Here is a 15,250-nt window from a genome sequence, read left to right as displayed (position 1 = left end):
TTACAGCGCGGTGGCATCGAAGGCGCCCTCGATTTCGGTCTGCCACAGGGCGCCATTGTTGTCCGGGCGGTAAAGCGTCAGAGTCAGCCGATAGGGCAACAGGTCGCGATCGGAAAGCCGCAGCCGGGGAGCCGTGGCCTCCAGCCGGGTCTCCAGGCGCCACTGGTGGGCACTCCCATCGCCGGCCATGGCCGGACGCCAATCCAGTACCTGGGGGCCGGGCGAGACACTCAACAGGGCTCGGGTCAGGGTCTCCAGGAAGCGTTCGGGTTCGATCTCCAGGCTGCGTTCGACCTCGGGAGAGACGAGAAGAAGTACCTGGTCGCCCGGTGGCTGCAGCTCGTCGACCTGCATCATCCGGTCGGTGGCACGGTCGCTCAGGTTCTGCAGGGCTCGCCGAATGGGATCGGGCTCGGGGGGCCGGGCGGCACAGCCGGCCAGGAGCAACAGCGCCATCAGCAGGATAAGGGCATGTCTCAGCATCGTGGGGACGACTCGGTGGGTTCGGGGACTGACCGGGGTTCCAGGTCGGCAATGAAGTCGTCCAGGGCGGCGAAGAGGATATGTCGAATGGGCTCGGCCTCATTGACGAGGTGGTGACGGGCCTCAGGGTGACGGTGGATGCGGGCGTTGGGGAACTTGCGCTCCAGCACCGCCAGGTTCCACTCCCAATCCACGGTGAGGTCCTGCTCGCCCTGCAGGATCAGCGTTGGCAGTTCACTCGGTGGCATGGCCAGCAGCTGCGGCATCCAGCGCCGCATGGCACTGACCCAGTTGATCGACAGATGTTCGGACTGTAGCGGATCGTGTTCGCGCAGGAAGGCGGCGAACTCGGTATCGGTGGAGTTTTCTCGAAACCGCCGAGGCAGGGTGCGAACGAAGGGGCCGACCAGAAGATGCAGCCAGCTCGCCTGAGGCCACCCGGTAGGGCGTACCAGCGGAGCCAGGAGGGCCAGTCCCGACCAGCGGCCGTCGTCGGGGCGGCTGAGCGCGTCCGTGGCGAGGATGGCAGCGCCGGTACTCTGGCCGATGCCGAGCCAGGGACGAGGGGCCAGCCCCCGGGCGCCCAACTGATCCTGCAGCGCACGCAGGCACTCGCCATAGTGGGCGAAGTCATCGATGCAGGCACGGCGACCGCTGGAAAGACCGTGTCCGGGCAGATCCCAGAGCACCACGCGCCAGCCTCGCTCAAGCAGCCGCTCCAGCAGGTGGCGATAGAGCCCCAGGTGATCGAAGTAACCGTGAACGACGAAGGCAGTGCCGATTGCCTCGGGCGGGCTCCATACCTGGGTCCAGAGCTGATAGCGTTTCGTCTCCAGGTAGCCCACGTAGAGGCCAACATGCTCGGTCAGCAATGGCGACAGCCCATAATAATCGAGATAGCCGGCCAGCGGCTCACTGGCATCCGAGCTGAAAGGGGCTATCGGCCCCAGGGCCTGCAGGGGACTGAAGTCGGTCATCGCATCCTCCGACAGGTAAGGCAGGCTCGCTCCGTGAACCATCATTCACGGCCACCAGTCGCCATGGCGCTTGAGGGCAGTTTACACATGACCCGGCGAGACTTTCGAGTCTGCCGATCATAAGGTCTTCCATATGGCTCCCGAGCACATTGCCGATGGCGGCATGGACCCGAAGCGCATAGGTTGATAGCCAGGCTCGGCGCAGTGAAAAGCTGACACTTAACCCTATGTCTAGTACGGTAGATCCCTCCTTGGGTTTACATATGGAACAGTTTTCCACAAAATTGGCGCCATAGCAGTGGTTTCACCCCCACGGATTGCGGCGGCGGATCGTAGTGTTCCGCCGCCATGCACGAGGAGATACCCATGTCAGAACGCGTCACTCACCACCGCCTGCAGGTGGCCGCCGAGCTGGATCGCTTCATTTCCGAGCAGGCTCTGCCGGACACCGGCATCGATGCCGAGACCTTCTGGGCCGGTGTCGACGCCATCTTTCATGATCTGACAGCAAAGAATCGTGAACTACTCGCCGAACGCGAGAATCTGCAAGAACAGCTGGACGTCTGGCATCGCGAGAATCCCGGTACGGTGCGTGATATGGCCGCTTACCGTGGCTTCCTGAAGGAAATCGGTTACCTGGTGGATGTCCCCTCCCAGGTGAAGGTCACTACCGCCAACGTCGATAATGAAGTCGCCATTCAGGCCGGCCCGCAATTGGTGGTGCCGGTGAGCAATGCCCGCTATGCGCTGAATGCCGCCAACGCTCGCTGGGGCAGCCTCTACGATGCGCTGTATGGCACCGATGCCATTTCCGAAGAGGATGGTGCCGAAAAGGGCGCGAGCTTCAATCCCAAGCGTGGCGAGAAGGTCATTGCCTATGCCCGCGGCGTGCTGGATCGTGCCCTTCCGCTCGCAACAGGCTCCCACCGTGACGCCGTGAAGTACGTGCTTCGCGATGGCCACCTGGTGGTGACCCTGGACGGCGGCCGTGAGACCGGGCTCAAGGATCCCGGCAAGCTGGTCGGCTACCGGGGCGATGCCGCCAAGCCCGAGGCGATCCTGCTGGTCAATCACGGACTTCACCTGGAAATCCAGATCGACCCCTCCCACCCCATCGGCAAGACCGATCCGGCGGGAGTCAAGGATCTGCTCGTGGAAGCGGCCCTGACCACGATCATGGACTGCGAGGACTCCGTGGCGGCGGTGGACGCCGAGGACAAGGTCGGCGTCTATGGCAACTGGCTGGGCTTGATGAAGGGCGACCTGGAAGAGCAGGTCGAGAAAGGCGGCAAGACCATTACCCGTCGTCTCCACGCCGATCGCGACTACACCACGCCGGATGGCGGCAAGCTGACCCTGCCGGGGCGCTCGCTGATGTTCGTGCGTAGCGTCGGTCACTTGATGACCACGCCGGCGGTGCTCGATGCCGATGGCAACGAACTGCCGGAAGGCATCCTCGATGGCATCGTCACCGGCCTGCTCGCACTGCACGACCTCAAGAAGGGTGCCGGCGAGGCGCGCAATTCACGCACGGGCTCCGTCTACATCGTCAAGCCGAAGATGCATGGCCCGAAGGAAGTGGCGTTCTCCAGCGAGCTGTTCGGTCGCGTGGAAGACCTGCTGGGCATGGCCCGTGACACCCTGAAGATGGGGATCATGGACGAGGAGCGTCGCACCACGGTCAACCTCAAGGCATGTATCGCCGAGGCCACCTCTCGCGTGGTGTTCATCAACACTGGCTTCCTCGATCGCACCGGCGACGAGATGCACACCGCCATGGAGGCGGGCCCGATGATCCGCAAGGGCGACATGAAAAGCGCCGCCTGGATCAGTGCCTACGAACGCAACAACGTCCAGGTCGGCCTGGCCTGCGGCCTGCGCGGCCGTGCCCAGATCGGCAAGGGCATGTGGGCCATGCCGGACCTGATGGCCGCCATGCTCGAGCAGAAGATCGTCCACCCCAAGGCGGGTGCCAACACCGCTTGGGTGCCGTCTCCCACGGCCGCTACCCTGCACGCACTGCACTACCATCAAGTGGACGTGACCGGCATCCAGCGTGAGCTGGAGGCCCAGGGCGAGTCCGATCTGCTGGATGACCTGCTCACCGTGCCGGTGGCCGCCGAGGCCAACTGGTCCGACCAGGAGATCCAGCAGGAGCTCGACAACAACTGCCAGGGCATCCTCGGATATGTGGTGCGCTGGGTCGAGCATGGCGTGGGTTGCTCCAAGGTGCCGGATATTCACGACGTAGGCCTGATGGAAGACCGTGCCACCCTGCGCATTTCCAGCCAGCACATCGCCAACTGGCTGCACCATGGCGTGGTCGACGCCGAGCGAGTTCAGGAAACGCTGGAACGCATGGCGAAGGTGGTCGATAGCCAGAACGCCGGGGACCCGTCCTATGTACCCATGAGCGACGACTTTTCCGGCTCGACAGCCTTCAAGGCCGCTTCCGACCTGATCTTCAAGGGGCGCGTCCAGCCCTCCGGCTACACCGAGCCGCTGCTGCACCACTGGCGCGCCGTGCACAAGGCGAAGTAGGCCGCCGTCGTCTGATAGCGCCGCACGCAAGGCGTTACGTTACGCCCTCGTGGTTTCGACCGTGGGGGCGTTTTCGTTGAAGCCGGCGACGTTCGGATACTGTGCGGGCCGGGCCGCCTCGACTATCTTGATCCGGTCGCACCATCATTATTTTTCCGCAGGGAGCCATGCCATGACCGTGATGACCGCCGCCGCCATCGAAGACTTTCTCGACGAGGTCTTTCCCCAGCGCGCCGGGACCATCGAGGGTGTCGATCACATGCGGGCCACCATGAGCCTGGCCATCGAGGACGAGCACCTGCGGCCCGGGGCGAGCGTGTCGGGCCCCACCTTGATGGGGCTGGCCGATGTCTGCCTCTACGTGGCGATCCTGGCGCAGATCGGTCCGGAGCCCATGGCCGTGACCAGTGACCTCCACTGCCGCTTCCTGCGCCGGCCCCGGGGGGACCGTGACGTCATCGCCAACGCGCGCCTCCTCAAGCTGGGCCGACGCCTGGCGGTGGGCGAGGTGCAGCTGTTTTCCGCCGGTGACGAAGCGCCGGTGGCACTGGTGACGGCCACTTACGTGCTGCCCGACAACGACTAGGGCCGGCTGCGCAGGACGCAGGCCGCCAGTGCCAGCCAGCCACCGATCATCAGCACGCCACCGATCGGCGTGATCATGCCCAGCCCGCGCACGCCGGATAGTGCCATGGCATAAAGGGAGCCGGAGAACAGCGCGATTCCTGCTGTCCAAAGCCCCAGTACCAGGCCCTGACCGCGGTAAGGGTGTGAGGCGCGCCAGGCCAGAACGCCCAGCATCGCCAGGGTGTGCCAGGCCTGATAGCGCACCCCCGTCTCGAAGGCGGCAACCAGCCGCGGGGCCAACTGGCCTTCCAGGGCATGGGCGCCGAACGCGCCCGCCATCACAACCAGCGCGCCCGACAGTGCCGTTACGCTCCACCAGAGTCGGTCCTGCATCGATATCTCTCCTCGTCTTGCGGGTTGCATCGTTGCCCACCGTACCCCGGGGAGCGGGAACCGGCTACAATGTTGGCCCGCGACACTCGTCAATGGAGAGGACGCCATGCAGATCCAGCTCAACGGAGAGGCACGTGACCTCACCGCAGACCTCACGGTGGCGCAGCTGATCGATACCCTTGGTTTGACCGGGCGACGGATAGCCGTCGAGCTCAATGAAGAGATCGTGCCGAGAAGCGAGCACGAGGCGACACGCCTGAGCCAGGGCGACCGGATCGAGATCGTCCATGCCATCGGCGGCGGATGAACCGGAACGGTGAGCAATACTTTTCCAGACTCAAGACAAAGGCACACTCGATGACAGACTTCATTCAGGACCAGCCGCTGCGGATCGCCGGCCACGTCTTCGGCTCGCGGTTGCTGGTCGGCACCGGCAAGTACAAGGATTTCGACGAGACCGCCGAAGCCATCGCGGTCTCCGGCGCCGAGGTGGTCACCTTTGCCGTGCGTCGCACCAACCTGGGCCAGGAGGCCAGTGAGCCCAACCTGCTCGATATCGTGCCGCCCGAGCGTTTCACCCTGCTGCCGAACACCGCCGGCTGCTATACGGCCAAGGACGCGGTGCGCACCTGCAAGCTGGCCCGGGAACTGCTCGACGGCCACAAGCTGGTCAAGCTCGAAGTGTTGGGTGACGACCACACCCTGTACCCCAACGTGGTCGAGACCCTCAAGGCGGCCGAAGCGCTGCTCGGGGACGGTTTCGACGTCATGGTATACACCAGCGACGATCCCATCGTCGCCCGCGAGCTGGAGCAGATGGGCTGTTGTGCCATCATGCCGCTGGGCTCATTGATCGGCTCCGGCCACGGCATCCAGAATCCCCACAACGTTCGCCTGATCATCGAGCAGTCCAGCGTGCCGGTGCTGGTGGATGCGGGGATCGGCACGGCGTCGGATGCCGCCATGGCCATGGAACTGGGCTGCGACGGCGTACTGATGAACTCGGCCATTGCCCATGCCCGTCAGCCGGTGCTGATGGCCAGCGCCATGAAGAAGGCCGTCGAGGCCGGCCGCGAAGCCTTCCTGGCTGGACGCATGCCACGCCGACAAAGCGCCGCCCCGTCTTCTCCCTTCGCCGGCCGTATCAACGGCTGAACCAACGCCAGAGAGCCCCTGACCGATCCCATGAACGACCAGCCCCACGACAACGCCTCCTCGACAACCGGCCCGGACGGGCCGGACGCACCCCTGCATCGTCGCGGCATCAAGAGCTATGTGCTGCGTGCCGGGCGCATGACCCAGGCCCAGACCCGGGGGCTGGAGGAGATCTGGCCACGGCTGGGGCTCACGCTGGCGGAGGGGCGCCAGGATCTCGATGCGCTCTTCGGGCGCCAGGCGCCCAGGGTGGTCGAGATCGGCTTCGGCATGGGTGCCTCACTGATCGAGCAGGCCGAGAGCTACCCCGAAACCGACTTCATCGGCATCGAAGTCCATGCCCCGGGGGTAGGCAAGCTGCTCGACGAGGCCGACAAGCGTCGCCTGACCAACATCCGAATCTACCGCGAGGATGCCCTGGCGGTGCTCGAGCAGTGCCTGCCGGAAGGCAGCCTCGATACGTTGCAGCTTTTCTTCCCCGATCCGTGGCCGAAGAAGAAGCACCACAAACGGCGCATCGTCCAGCCCGCCTTCGTCGAATTGATTCGCACGCGGCTCAAGCTCGGCGGCAAGCTGCACATGGCCACCGACTGGGCGGCCTATGCCGAGTGGATGGCCGAGGTGATGGATGCGGCGCCGGGCTACGTCAACACTGCCACCAGCGAAACGGCACCCTATGTGCCGCGCCCGGACTTTCGTCCGCTGACCAAGTTCGAGGCCCGGGGCGAGCGGCTCGGGCATGGGGTGTGGGATTTGATCTATCGGCGTGCCGATTGAGCACCCCGACCACCAGGCATCTCGAACCAGCTCTGCTGGGCAAGATCTCGTTGGCGCGTATCCTCGAAATGCCTCTGTCCGCCTTTCGTCGCTTCGTCGTTCGGGTCGAACAGTCCCGCGAGTATCAGGCTCTGGCATCCCAACTGCTTCCCCGGCTGCTCGACGGCGCGGTTCTTGCCAATGCCCCGCCGGGGAACGTCGCCGGCAGTCTTGGCGTGGTCAGAAGCGGTGGGGACGGATTTGAGCTGCACTTTCTGAAACGTCACTATGCGTGTGAGTACCGGTTCGTCGTTGGCGACGCCCTGGAAGAGCTTCCTTTGCTCGCCCGGCAAGAAGGTCATATCCGGGCCCTGCTGCCCAAGTTGCGCCTGATCAACACCAGAAACCGGCTGACCCTGGCTCTGGTGAGGCTCATCCTGCACGAGCAGGCGGCCTACCTGGGTAGCGGCGACGGCACCCTGTTGCGGCCACTGACGCAGACCCAGTGCGCGAGTCACCTACAGGCCCAAGGCAGCCTGGACATGGTGGTCGATACCAGCCGTATTTCCCGTCTGGCCCGGGACCTGCCCATCGTGCTGTCGCAGGGTGCTCCCGTGCAGTTGGCCAGCCTGATGCCCCGCCCCCGGCAGGTTTATGCCCACCTGGTCGAGCATGTCATCCGGCGGGAGCGGCAGTGGATGGCGCACGGCACTCTGGAGAAGCCCCTCACGGACCAGGCCATCGCCAATCATCTGCGGCGCCACGGCGTGCCCCTGCTGCGCAGAACCGTTACCGACATACGGCATGAGTTGGCCATTCCCGATTACCGCCACCGCCACGGGGGGCGAGGGTACCTTTCCGCTACCGAAACCTTTTCCAACCCGGTCGTCCTCAACCGCCAGGCCCTGAAGACCTTCGTGCCCACTTGCCCTGGCGTTTACGAAATACGGGTGCCGTCCCACTCGCTGACGATGGATGCGAAAGACACACGACAGAAAAACCCCCTACAGCAGGAAACCCTAAAGAACATCCAGCCATTGCCGATATCCAATATCGTGTACATCGGTTCAGCGGGTAATCTGCGCAAGCGCCTGAGTGATCATCACAGCGGCAGGAGTGGAAATCACGTGCTGTACCGGTACATCACAAAAGGGTACGCGCGGGTGCGCTACAACCTGGTCGATCAGAATTGGCGGCAGGCGGAACGTGACCTGTATCAGCTTTTTTGTAGAATTTTCGGCTCGCCGCCCCAGTGCAACCGGATGAGTCCGTAAAGTGAGAGATAGGAGAGATAGGACTGGTCAGTCTAAACCCGCGCCCTTTTGATAGCCAGTGAGAGTACCCCACGACTGGCGGCTGGCCTCCAATGCGCGTGAGAGTGGAGAATAAATTGCGCAAGCAAGCAAGCAAGCAAGCAAGCAAGCTCGTCTCATACCCTTGGCTGTCCTGGGTGCACGGTATGAAGTCGGTGCAGGGGCTTGTGAGCAGCCTCGTCCACTCACTCGGGCTGGACGAGGCCTCTATCTCCAACCGCAAGGCGTTCCTGCAGTTTGGCCGTGATGACATCGAGCGACTGAAACGGCTCCATCGTGCTCTCGAGGAACTGGACCACCCCTTTGCCGAGGACTTCTACGAGCATCTGCTGCAGTTCGAGGAAACCCGCTCCCTCATCCCCGACACCGCCACCCTGCAGCGGCTGCAGGCCAGTCAGACCGCCTATTTCGACACGCTGACCGCCGGTGACTACGGCGAGCGCTACGTTCACCACCGGCTCAAGGTGGGCATCGTCCACCAGCGTATCGGCCTCGATCCCACCTGGTACCTCGGCGCCTACGCTCACTATCTGGTGGGGTTGCTGCCGACGATTCACCAGCGGCTCGAGGGGGGCCACGGCGAGCTCATTGCCACACTGCAGTCGCTCATCAAGATCGTCCTGTTCGATATGAGCCTGGCCATCGACACATACAACCACGCCAGCAAGCAGACCATTCTCGCCCTGAAGAGATACACGGAGCTGGTGTTCGCCCATATCCCCGATGGCCTGGTGGTGCTTTCCACCGATCTCACGATTCTATCCGCCAACCGGGCGTTTCTGCGCCAGTTGGATCTCGACCCGGAGCAGGTTCACGGCCAGCCTCTTCTGAGCGTCGTTCGTCTAGAACAGGAATTTGCGCCCCCCGACAGCTTCATCGATCTCGCCAAGGCAACCGCCTTGGATCACAGCGTGCATCAGGATCTGATCTACCGCCTGGGCAAGCCCGGTGATACCGGGGGGAAACCGGTCTCGGTCACACTGACTGGCATCGTTCATGAAGAAGGAGAAGAAGGCGAAGGAGAAGGAGAAGGAGAAGAAGCGGGGCTTCTGGTGATCATCAAGGACCTGACGGAGTGGGAGCGTCAGGAGCGGGCGCTACGGGAGAGCCAGGCCATGTTGATCCGGGCGCAGGCCGTGGCCGGCATTGGTAGCTGGTCCTGGGACCTGGCGGAGAATCACCTGAGCTGGTCCGCCGAAACCTACCGCATCTTCGGTGTCACCACGAGTCAGGCGCCTTCCTGCGGCGCCGTTCCCGTCCATTCGGAAGACCTGTCCATGGTCACCGATGCCTGGCGGAAAACACTGGAGGACGGTACCCCATACAACGTCGACTACCGCATCGTCCCTGGCGGGGAAACCCGCTGGGTCAATGTGCGGGCCGAACTGGAAGTCGATGCCGACGGTGTCCCGCTGCGGGCTGTCGGTACGGTGCTCGACATCACTGACCGCAAGCGCGCCGATGACAAAATCCAGCATCTCGCCTTTTATGACTCGCTGACCAATCTGCCCAACCGGGCGCTGTGCCTGGATCGTCTACAACAGGCCATCAGCGCGGCCGAACGCCACCGGGAGACACTCTCGGTGCTGTTTATCGACCTCGATCTCTTCAAGCACATCAACGACAGCCTCGGGCACGCCACCGGCGACCGGCTGTTGCAAGCCGTTGCCACTCGCCTCCGCGGCAGCGTGCGCCGGGTGGATACTGTTGCCCGCCTGGGCGGCGACGAATTCGTCGTCCTGTTGCAAGAGGTCCGCGAGGATACGGTAACCGCCATCGCGGAGAAAATTCTAGCGGCGTTGCATCGGCCGTATTTCGTGGATGACCAGACCCTGCACGTGACCTGCAGCATCGGCATCGCCCTGTATCCCCGCGATGGCGAGGATACCCAGGCACTGCTGCGCAACGCCGATGCGGCCATGTACCGGGCCAAGGCCAAGGGCCGCAACAACGCCCAGTTCTATACCAAGGATCTGAACCGCAAGGCCCGTGAGCGCCTGCAGATCCAGGAGGAAATGTATGTGGCGCTTGAACGGCAGCAGTTCGTGCTCCACTACCAGCCTCAGCTCGACCTGCAAAGCGGGCACATCACCGCCCTGGAGGCGCTGGTCAGATGGCAACATCCCGAGCACGGGTTGATCGCGCCGGACCGCTTCATCTCCGTGGCGGAGGAGACCGGCCTGATCGTGCCGCTAGGCGAATGGGTGATCCGCCAAGCCTGCCTGTTTAGTCGCCAACTGGAAGCCACCCTGGGCCATCCGATCAAGATCGCCGTCAATCTCTCCGCCCGGCAGTTCTGGCAGTCGGACCTGGCGGAGCGGCTGGCCGGCATTCTGCAACAGACCGGACTTGCACCCGCCCGGCTGGAAATAGAAATCACCGAGAGCATGATCATGCACCAGGTGGATCAGGCCATCCTGACCATGTGTCAGATCAATGCCCTTGGCGTATCGCTGGTCATCGACGATTTCGGCACCGGGTTTTCCAGTCTCAACCACCTCAAGCGCTTTCCGGTACAGGTGCTCAAGATCGACAAGTCCTTTGTCTCCGGGGTGCCGGGCAACGCCGACGACACCTCCATCGTTGCCGCCACCATCGGCCTGGCTCACAACATGGGGCTGAAGATCGTCGCCGAGGGTATCGAAACCGATGCCCAACTCGCTTTCATGCGGGAGCATCGCTGCGACGAAATCCAGGGCTATCTCTTCGCCCGGCCCATGGCCAGGAGCGAAACCTTGTCTTTCATTGGTTCCTATATCGAGGCTGGGACAAGGTGGGATGGGGCTTCTGGTTTGTTATCTCGCCCATGATACTGCGCGGATGAAAGGGGCAAGGAGGAGAAGACTCGGTCTTTTGCTTCACAGGCGGTTCTTGTGCCGGCAGGTCACGCTGCAGGAATCATGCAGGCACTTCCAGTGCCACCTGATGGATCGATCAGCAGTGGCCCTTGCACAACGGTATGGGATCTGAGCATAGCGCGCCGCGCATAGCCAGGCCCGCTCCGGCGATGGCAATGCCCATGCCGACGATGCCCTGGATGCTCGGACGCTCACCGAACATGGCCGCCGCCCACAGCAGGGTCACGGCGGGCGTCAGGTAAACCAGGGCCGAGGTCGGTGTCACCCCGAACCGCCGCAGGCTGGCGACGAAGAATCCATAGCCGCCAAGACTCGACAGGACGACCAGCCAGCCTATCGCGGTGATGCTGAGCGGGCCGTTGGGAAACGGGAGGGCTCCCCTGCCGTCGATCAAGGCGGCCAGCGTAAAAATCCCGGTAGCGGCGAGGAGCTGCGTCGCCAAGGTTGCCGACAGTGGCATCGTCGTTGCCCAGCGCACGGATAGCAGGCTGCCCAGCGTCACCGCTACTACCGAGCCCAATGGCAAAACGTAGGCCCAGAGGGGAGCACTGCCGCCGTGTTCGATATCATCGACCACATACACCACCACGCCCAGCATGGCGACCATCATGCCCACCCAGCCTCGGGGGGCGAGGCGCTCGCCAAGCCAGCGTCCGGCGAGCGCCGCCGCCAGTAGCGGCTGCAGCGCGGTGATCAACGCGGTGACTCCGGTGCTGACTCCCTGCTCTATCGCCAGGATCACCCCCAGCAGATAGCCTCCCATGGTCAGGCTGCCTACCGCCATTTCACGCAGGACATCGCGGTGCGCCAGCGGACCGCTCCAGCGCCACCGCCACCACAGGCCGACCAACAGGCTGGCCAGCAGGAAGCGCCAGGCGAACAGTGCCAGCACCGGTGTCTCGGCCTCGGTCGCCAGCCTTCCGCCGACGAACCCCGAGCTCCAGCACACCACGAAGCCGAAGGCGACCAGAAATGACAGCCATGACGGGCGCATCTTTTCTCCCCTGCAATGAACTAGCCCAGAGCATGAGAGAAAAGTAGACTTCAATAAATCGACTAATCCTGCATATAGGTTTCAACATGCCTGAAGTCCCTGTCGCAGCGCTGGACCTCGAGTTGTTGCGTAGCTTTCAGGCTGCCGCCCAACTCGGCTCCTTGGCGGCGGCGGCGCAACAGCGTCATCGCACCGTCAGCGCCATCAGCATGCAGATCAAGCGCCTGGAAGAGACACTGGGCTCACGACTACTGGAGAGGGGCTCTCGTGGCGTGACGCCGACGGCAATAGGCGAGGCCTTGCTGCAGGAGTCTCGCGAGCTACTGCGCCTGCACGACGGCATGCTGTCCCGCTTCACCGGCCGTGGGCTGGGCGGCAAGGTGCGCCTGGGGTTGCCGGAAGACTACGCACGCGAGTTGCTGGGCAGTGTGCTGCCAGAGTTCATGGCCTATCATCCCGACGTTCTGCTCGAGGTCGTGACCGCAACCAGTGGTGAGCTGGCGCGTCAGTTGAGCCGCTCCCAGCTGACGCTGGGAGTGGTGTTGGATCGTCCGCACTCGCTGCCGGGTGGAGAAACCCTGTGGCTTACCACGCCCGTGTGGGCCGGGCCGCGAGTGGGAGGCCTTGGCACCAGGCCACGCTTGCCCCTGGCTCTCCATGAAGTCGACTGCCCCTATCGCGCGCTGGCGATCGAGTCACTGGAAGCGATCGGCAAGTCCTGGCATGCGGTATTCACCAGTACCAGCATTCATGCCGTGGAAAAGGCGGTGGAAATGGGCTTGGCGATCAGTGTGCTCGACCGTGAGAGGCTAACCACGGCCATGCGTGAACTCGGGCCGGAAGACGGCTTGCCACCGCTGAAGCGTTGTGAAGCGAGGCTGCATTTCGCTCGCCATATCGACGCCGCATCGCAGCCCGCGGTGGATGCCCTGGCCAATCTCTTGCGTGAGCGCCTCAGCCAGCGAGGACCTTGGCGGACTGGCGGATCATCAGGACCTGAAAGCCGCAGGCCGCCGTCGTGGCGATGATCGCCGGCCTGGGAAACCACCGCAGTCGCGAGTTGACGCTGCCTCCGACAGCGGTTTGTTCCTGCCTCCCTGTGGGGGCGCCGCTCCGCGTCGCGACTGGCGTACTTTTTCCTGAAGATCCGTGCCGCGTTTCCCGACAAAGTGCGATGAACCAAAAAAAAGCGCCCTCTGGGAGGGCGCGGCAAGACCGTGACTAGCAATGAGAGGGAGAAACCATAACGAGAAAACTGGCGATTCCTCTTATGGCGTGGCGCCTCATCAACGCCACATCCTCAATGTAATCATTCTCATTTACCTTGTCAACGCAAATGCGAATCTTTTTTGTTATGCCGGAGTTCAGTGCCGCCAGATGGAGAGACTGCACCCCGCACCCCGTGCCGGGTCGTGGCCATTCCGGAAGTGATTTCAGCGACTTCTCATACATGCCCAGCCTCCCGGCGACCCATGTGCCCCAAGCGCGCGGGTGGCACTGCCAGGCATCTCCACGCGAGCCACGAGTACGACATCCATACAGGTGTTGCTGTCAATGGCCGCTATGACGGCTCCACAGGACCGAGCATGAAGCCGCCGTCAGCCAGCCATTCCGCGCCGGTGGTGTAGGCGGCATCGTCGGACGCCATGAACAGCACGTACCTGGCGACCTCCGCGGACTCGGCATTTCGCGGAATGGCGAGCTTGTCGGTCGGCGCCCACTGCTTGCCGGTGTCGGGATTGTAGGCCAGCGGCGTTTCGATGATCCCGGGATGCAGCGCGTTCACGCGGATCTTGTCCCGCGCCAGTTCCCAGGCCGCCGTTCGCATCAGCCCCCTCAGGCCCCATTTGCTCGCCCCGTAGGCGACCAGACCCGGCGCCTTGTCGAGGGCGGCGACGGACGAGACGATGACGATCGAACCGGCGCCGGCTCTGCGCATGGAAGGCGCGACCGCGCGGATGCCGAGGAAGCTTCCGGTCAGGTTGGTCTCGATCGACTTCCGCCACTGCGCGGTCTCGACCTTTTCGACACCGCCGTTGGCCGCATGGGCCGCGTTGAGAACGAGCACCGATATCGGGCCGAGGCGATCCTCGATGCGGGCGACCGCGTCGGTCCAACTCGCCTCGTCCGCCACATCGAGCGGCACGAACAGGGAGTCGTTGCCGATCTCGGCCGCCACTCTGGTGGCATTCTCCTGGTGATGGGAGCGCGCGGCCAACGCAACGCTTGCGCCTTCGGCGGCGAAGACGCGAGCCATCGCCTCGCCGAGGGCGCCGGCCGCACCGGTGATCAGCACGACCTTGTTTTCGAATCGAGACTTCATCGCGGCTTCCTATTTCAGTTGATAGCGAACTGGCGGCGTATATCGGCGAGAAAAGTCGCCTCATCCTCGGCTTTTCGCTTGGCAACCTTGGCCACCGAATCGTCGCCCGCCGGATAGCGCAACTGGTCCGTGCCATCGGTCGCCGCCCTGAAAATGACCTCGGCGATGACGATGGGCTCGGAGCCCGCCGCCTTGATCGGCTTGTAGCCTTGCGCGAATTTCTCGATCACCGGCTGATACTCGGGCATCGCATCGTCCGTGGCGAACTCGACCTTGAAGCCCGTCAGCGTGTCGCCCGGCTCGATGATCTTGACGGTGACGCCGATCTCGCGCATCTCGAAGCTCAGGGCTTCCGAAAGCCCTTCGATCGCGAACTTGGTGCCGTGATACAGCGTTCCGAGGGGGAAGGTAAGGATCCCGCCGATCGACGACACGTTGAGGATCAGACCTGCACGATTGGCGCGGAAATGGCCCACCAGGGCCTTGATCGTCTCCATGACACCGATGACATTGGTCTCGTACTGCTTGCGCATGGCGTCCGTCGACACGGCCTCAAGCGGCCCCCAGACGGCGTATCCGGCGTTGTTCAACAAGGCGTCGACGCGGCCGAAGCGGCTGATGGCGGCTTCCACGGCCGAGCGGATGGACGCCGCGTCGGTCAGGTCGAGTTGGGTCACCAGGACGTTGTCGAACGCGCGCAGTTCCACTTCCTTTTCAGGTGTGCGCATCGTGGCGACGACGTTCCAGCCACGCGCTGCGAAAAGCTTCGCGGTTGCCTTGCCGATGCCGCTGGAGGCACCGGTAATCAGCATTGTCTTGGTCATTTTTTTCCAGGTCGGTTGAGTGCGGAACCTGCCGACCGTACCGGCCGGGGTTCCATGGGAGCTTCG

At 63.5% G+C, this 15,250-nt stretch carries 14 protein-coding genes; 8 read left to right on the top strand and 6 right to left on the bottom strand.

Annotation, left to right across the window (positions count from 1 at the left end; genetic code table 11):
• Both C1H69_RS08695 and C1H69_RS08690 read right to left on the bottom strand, forming a co-directional pair.
• Window positions 1-483 (bottom strand): hypothetical protein, encoded by a 483-nt coding sequence (locus C1H69_RS08695; protein ID WP_102653014.1) that lies wholly within the window; start codon window positions 481-483, stop codon window positions 1-3.
• On the bottom strand, window positions 477-1,460 hold the full coding sequence (locus tag C1H69_RS08690; protein ID WP_102653097.1) for an alpha/beta hydrolase: 984 nt from the start codon (window positions 1,458-1,460) through the stop codon (window positions 477-479). The genes C1H69_RS08695 and C1H69_RS08690 overlap by 7 nt, the downstream gene beginning before the upstream one ends.
• Before the next feature lie 366 nt (window positions 1,461-1,826).
• Between C1H69_RS08690 and C1H69_RS08685 the strand changes: the two genes are divergently transcribed.
• Both C1H69_RS08685 and C1H69_RS08680 read left to right on the top strand, forming a co-directional pair.
• The gene (locus C1H69_RS08685; RefSeq protein WP_102653013.1) at window positions 1,827-4,001 is read left to right on the top strand and encodes a malate synthase G; all 2,175 of its coding nucleotides are present in this window, start codon (window positions 1,827-1,829) and stop codon (window positions 3,999-4,001) included.
• 172 nt (window positions 4,002-4,173) lie between these two features.
• Window positions 4,174-4,587, top strand: coding sequence for a PaaI family thioesterase (locus C1H69_RS08680; protein ID WP_102653012.1), 414 nt, complete (start codon window positions 4,174-4,176; stop codon window positions 4,585-4,587).
• On the opposite strand, the gene C1H69_RS08675 is transcribed toward C1H69_RS08680, so the two are convergent.
• Window positions 4,584-4,961 carry a DUF423 domain-containing protein gene (locus C1H69_RS08675; protein ID WP_102653011.1) on the bottom strand — a complete coding sequence of 126 codons (378 nt, stop codon included), beginning with the start codon at window positions 4,959-4,961 and terminating at the stop codon, window positions 4,584-4,586. The two genes, C1H69_RS08680 and C1H69_RS08675, sit on opposite strands and share 4 nt — an antisense overlap.
• Before the next feature lie 106 nt (window positions 4,962-5,067).
• Between C1H69_RS08675 and thiS the strand changes: the two genes are divergently transcribed.
• From thiS to C1H69_RS08650, 5 genes are all read left to right on the top strand, one after another.
• Entirely contained in the window at window positions 5,068-5,268 is a 201-nt protein-coding gene (gene thiS, locus C1H69_RS08670; RefSeq protein ID WP_102653010.1) for a sulfur carrier protein ThiS, read from the top strand.
• A gap of 50 nt (window positions 5,269-5,318) precedes the next feature.
• Window positions 5,319-6,116, top strand: a complete 798-nt coding sequence (locus C1H69_RS08665; RefSeq protein WP_102653009.1) for a thiazole synthase — start codon at window positions 5,319-5,321, stop codon at window positions 6,114-6,116.
• A gap of 30 nt (window positions 6,117-6,146) precedes the next feature.
• Complete coding sequence (gene trmB / locus C1H69_RS08660) at window positions 6,147-6,893, top strand: tRNA (guanosine(46)-N7)-methyltransferase TrmB (protein ID WP_102653008.1); 747 nt, start codon at window positions 6,147-6,149, stop codon at window positions 6,891-6,893.
• Entirely contained in the window at window positions 6,890-8,146 is a 1,257-nt protein-coding gene (locus C1H69_RS08655; RefSeq protein ID WP_102653007.1) for an RNA polymerase factor sigma-54, read from the top strand. Before trmB ends, C1H69_RS08655 begins: the two co-directional genes overlap by 4 nt.
• A 185-nt stretch (window positions 8,147-8,331) precedes the next feature.
• Window positions 8,332-10,995, top strand: a complete 2,664-nt coding sequence (locus C1H69_RS08650) for an EAL domain-containing protein (protein WP_165789445.1) — start codon at window positions 8,332-8,334, stop codon at window positions 10,993-10,995.
• 124 nt (window positions 10,996-11,119) lie between these two features.
• Here C1H69_RS08650 and C1H69_RS08645 read toward each other — a convergent pair whose 3' ends face one another.
• Window positions 11,120-12,037: a DMT family transporter gene (locus C1H69_RS08645; RefSeq protein WP_102653005.1), complete on the bottom strand. Its 918-nt coding sequence runs from the start codon at window positions 12,035-12,037 to the stop codon at window positions 11,120-11,122.
• Between the two features lie 86 nt (window positions 12,038-12,123).
• Here C1H69_RS08645 and C1H69_RS08640 point away from each other — a divergent pair, with 86 nt between their 5' ends.
• Entirely contained in the window at window positions 12,124-13,065 is a 942-nt protein-coding gene (locus C1H69_RS08640) for a LysR family transcriptional regulator (RefSeq protein WP_102653004.1), read from the top strand.
• A 533-nt stretch (window positions 13,066-13,598) separates the two neighbouring features.
• Here the strand turns inward: C1H69_RS08640 and C1H69_RS08630 are convergent.
• Window positions 13,599-14,360: an SDR family NAD(P)-dependent oxidoreductase gene (locus C1H69_RS08630; protein WP_102653002.1), complete on the bottom strand. Its 762-nt coding sequence runs from the start codon at window positions 14,358-14,360 to the stop codon at window positions 13,599-13,601.
• Window positions 14,361-14,374: 14 nt separating this feature from the next.
• Window positions 14,375-15,250: SDR family oxidoreductase (locus tag C1H69_RS08625; RefSeq protein WP_205738440.1), on the bottom strand; the 876-nt coding region annotated here is incomplete at its 5' end.

The sequence above is a fragment of the Billgrantia endophytica genome (assembly GCF_002879615.1).
Lineage (GTDB): Bacteria > Pseudomonadota > Gammaproteobacteria > Pseudomonadales > Halomonadaceae > Halomonas > Halomonas endophytica.
Note: the sequence above shows the minus strand (reverse complement) of the source record. Positions and strands in the feature narration are given on the sequence as shown.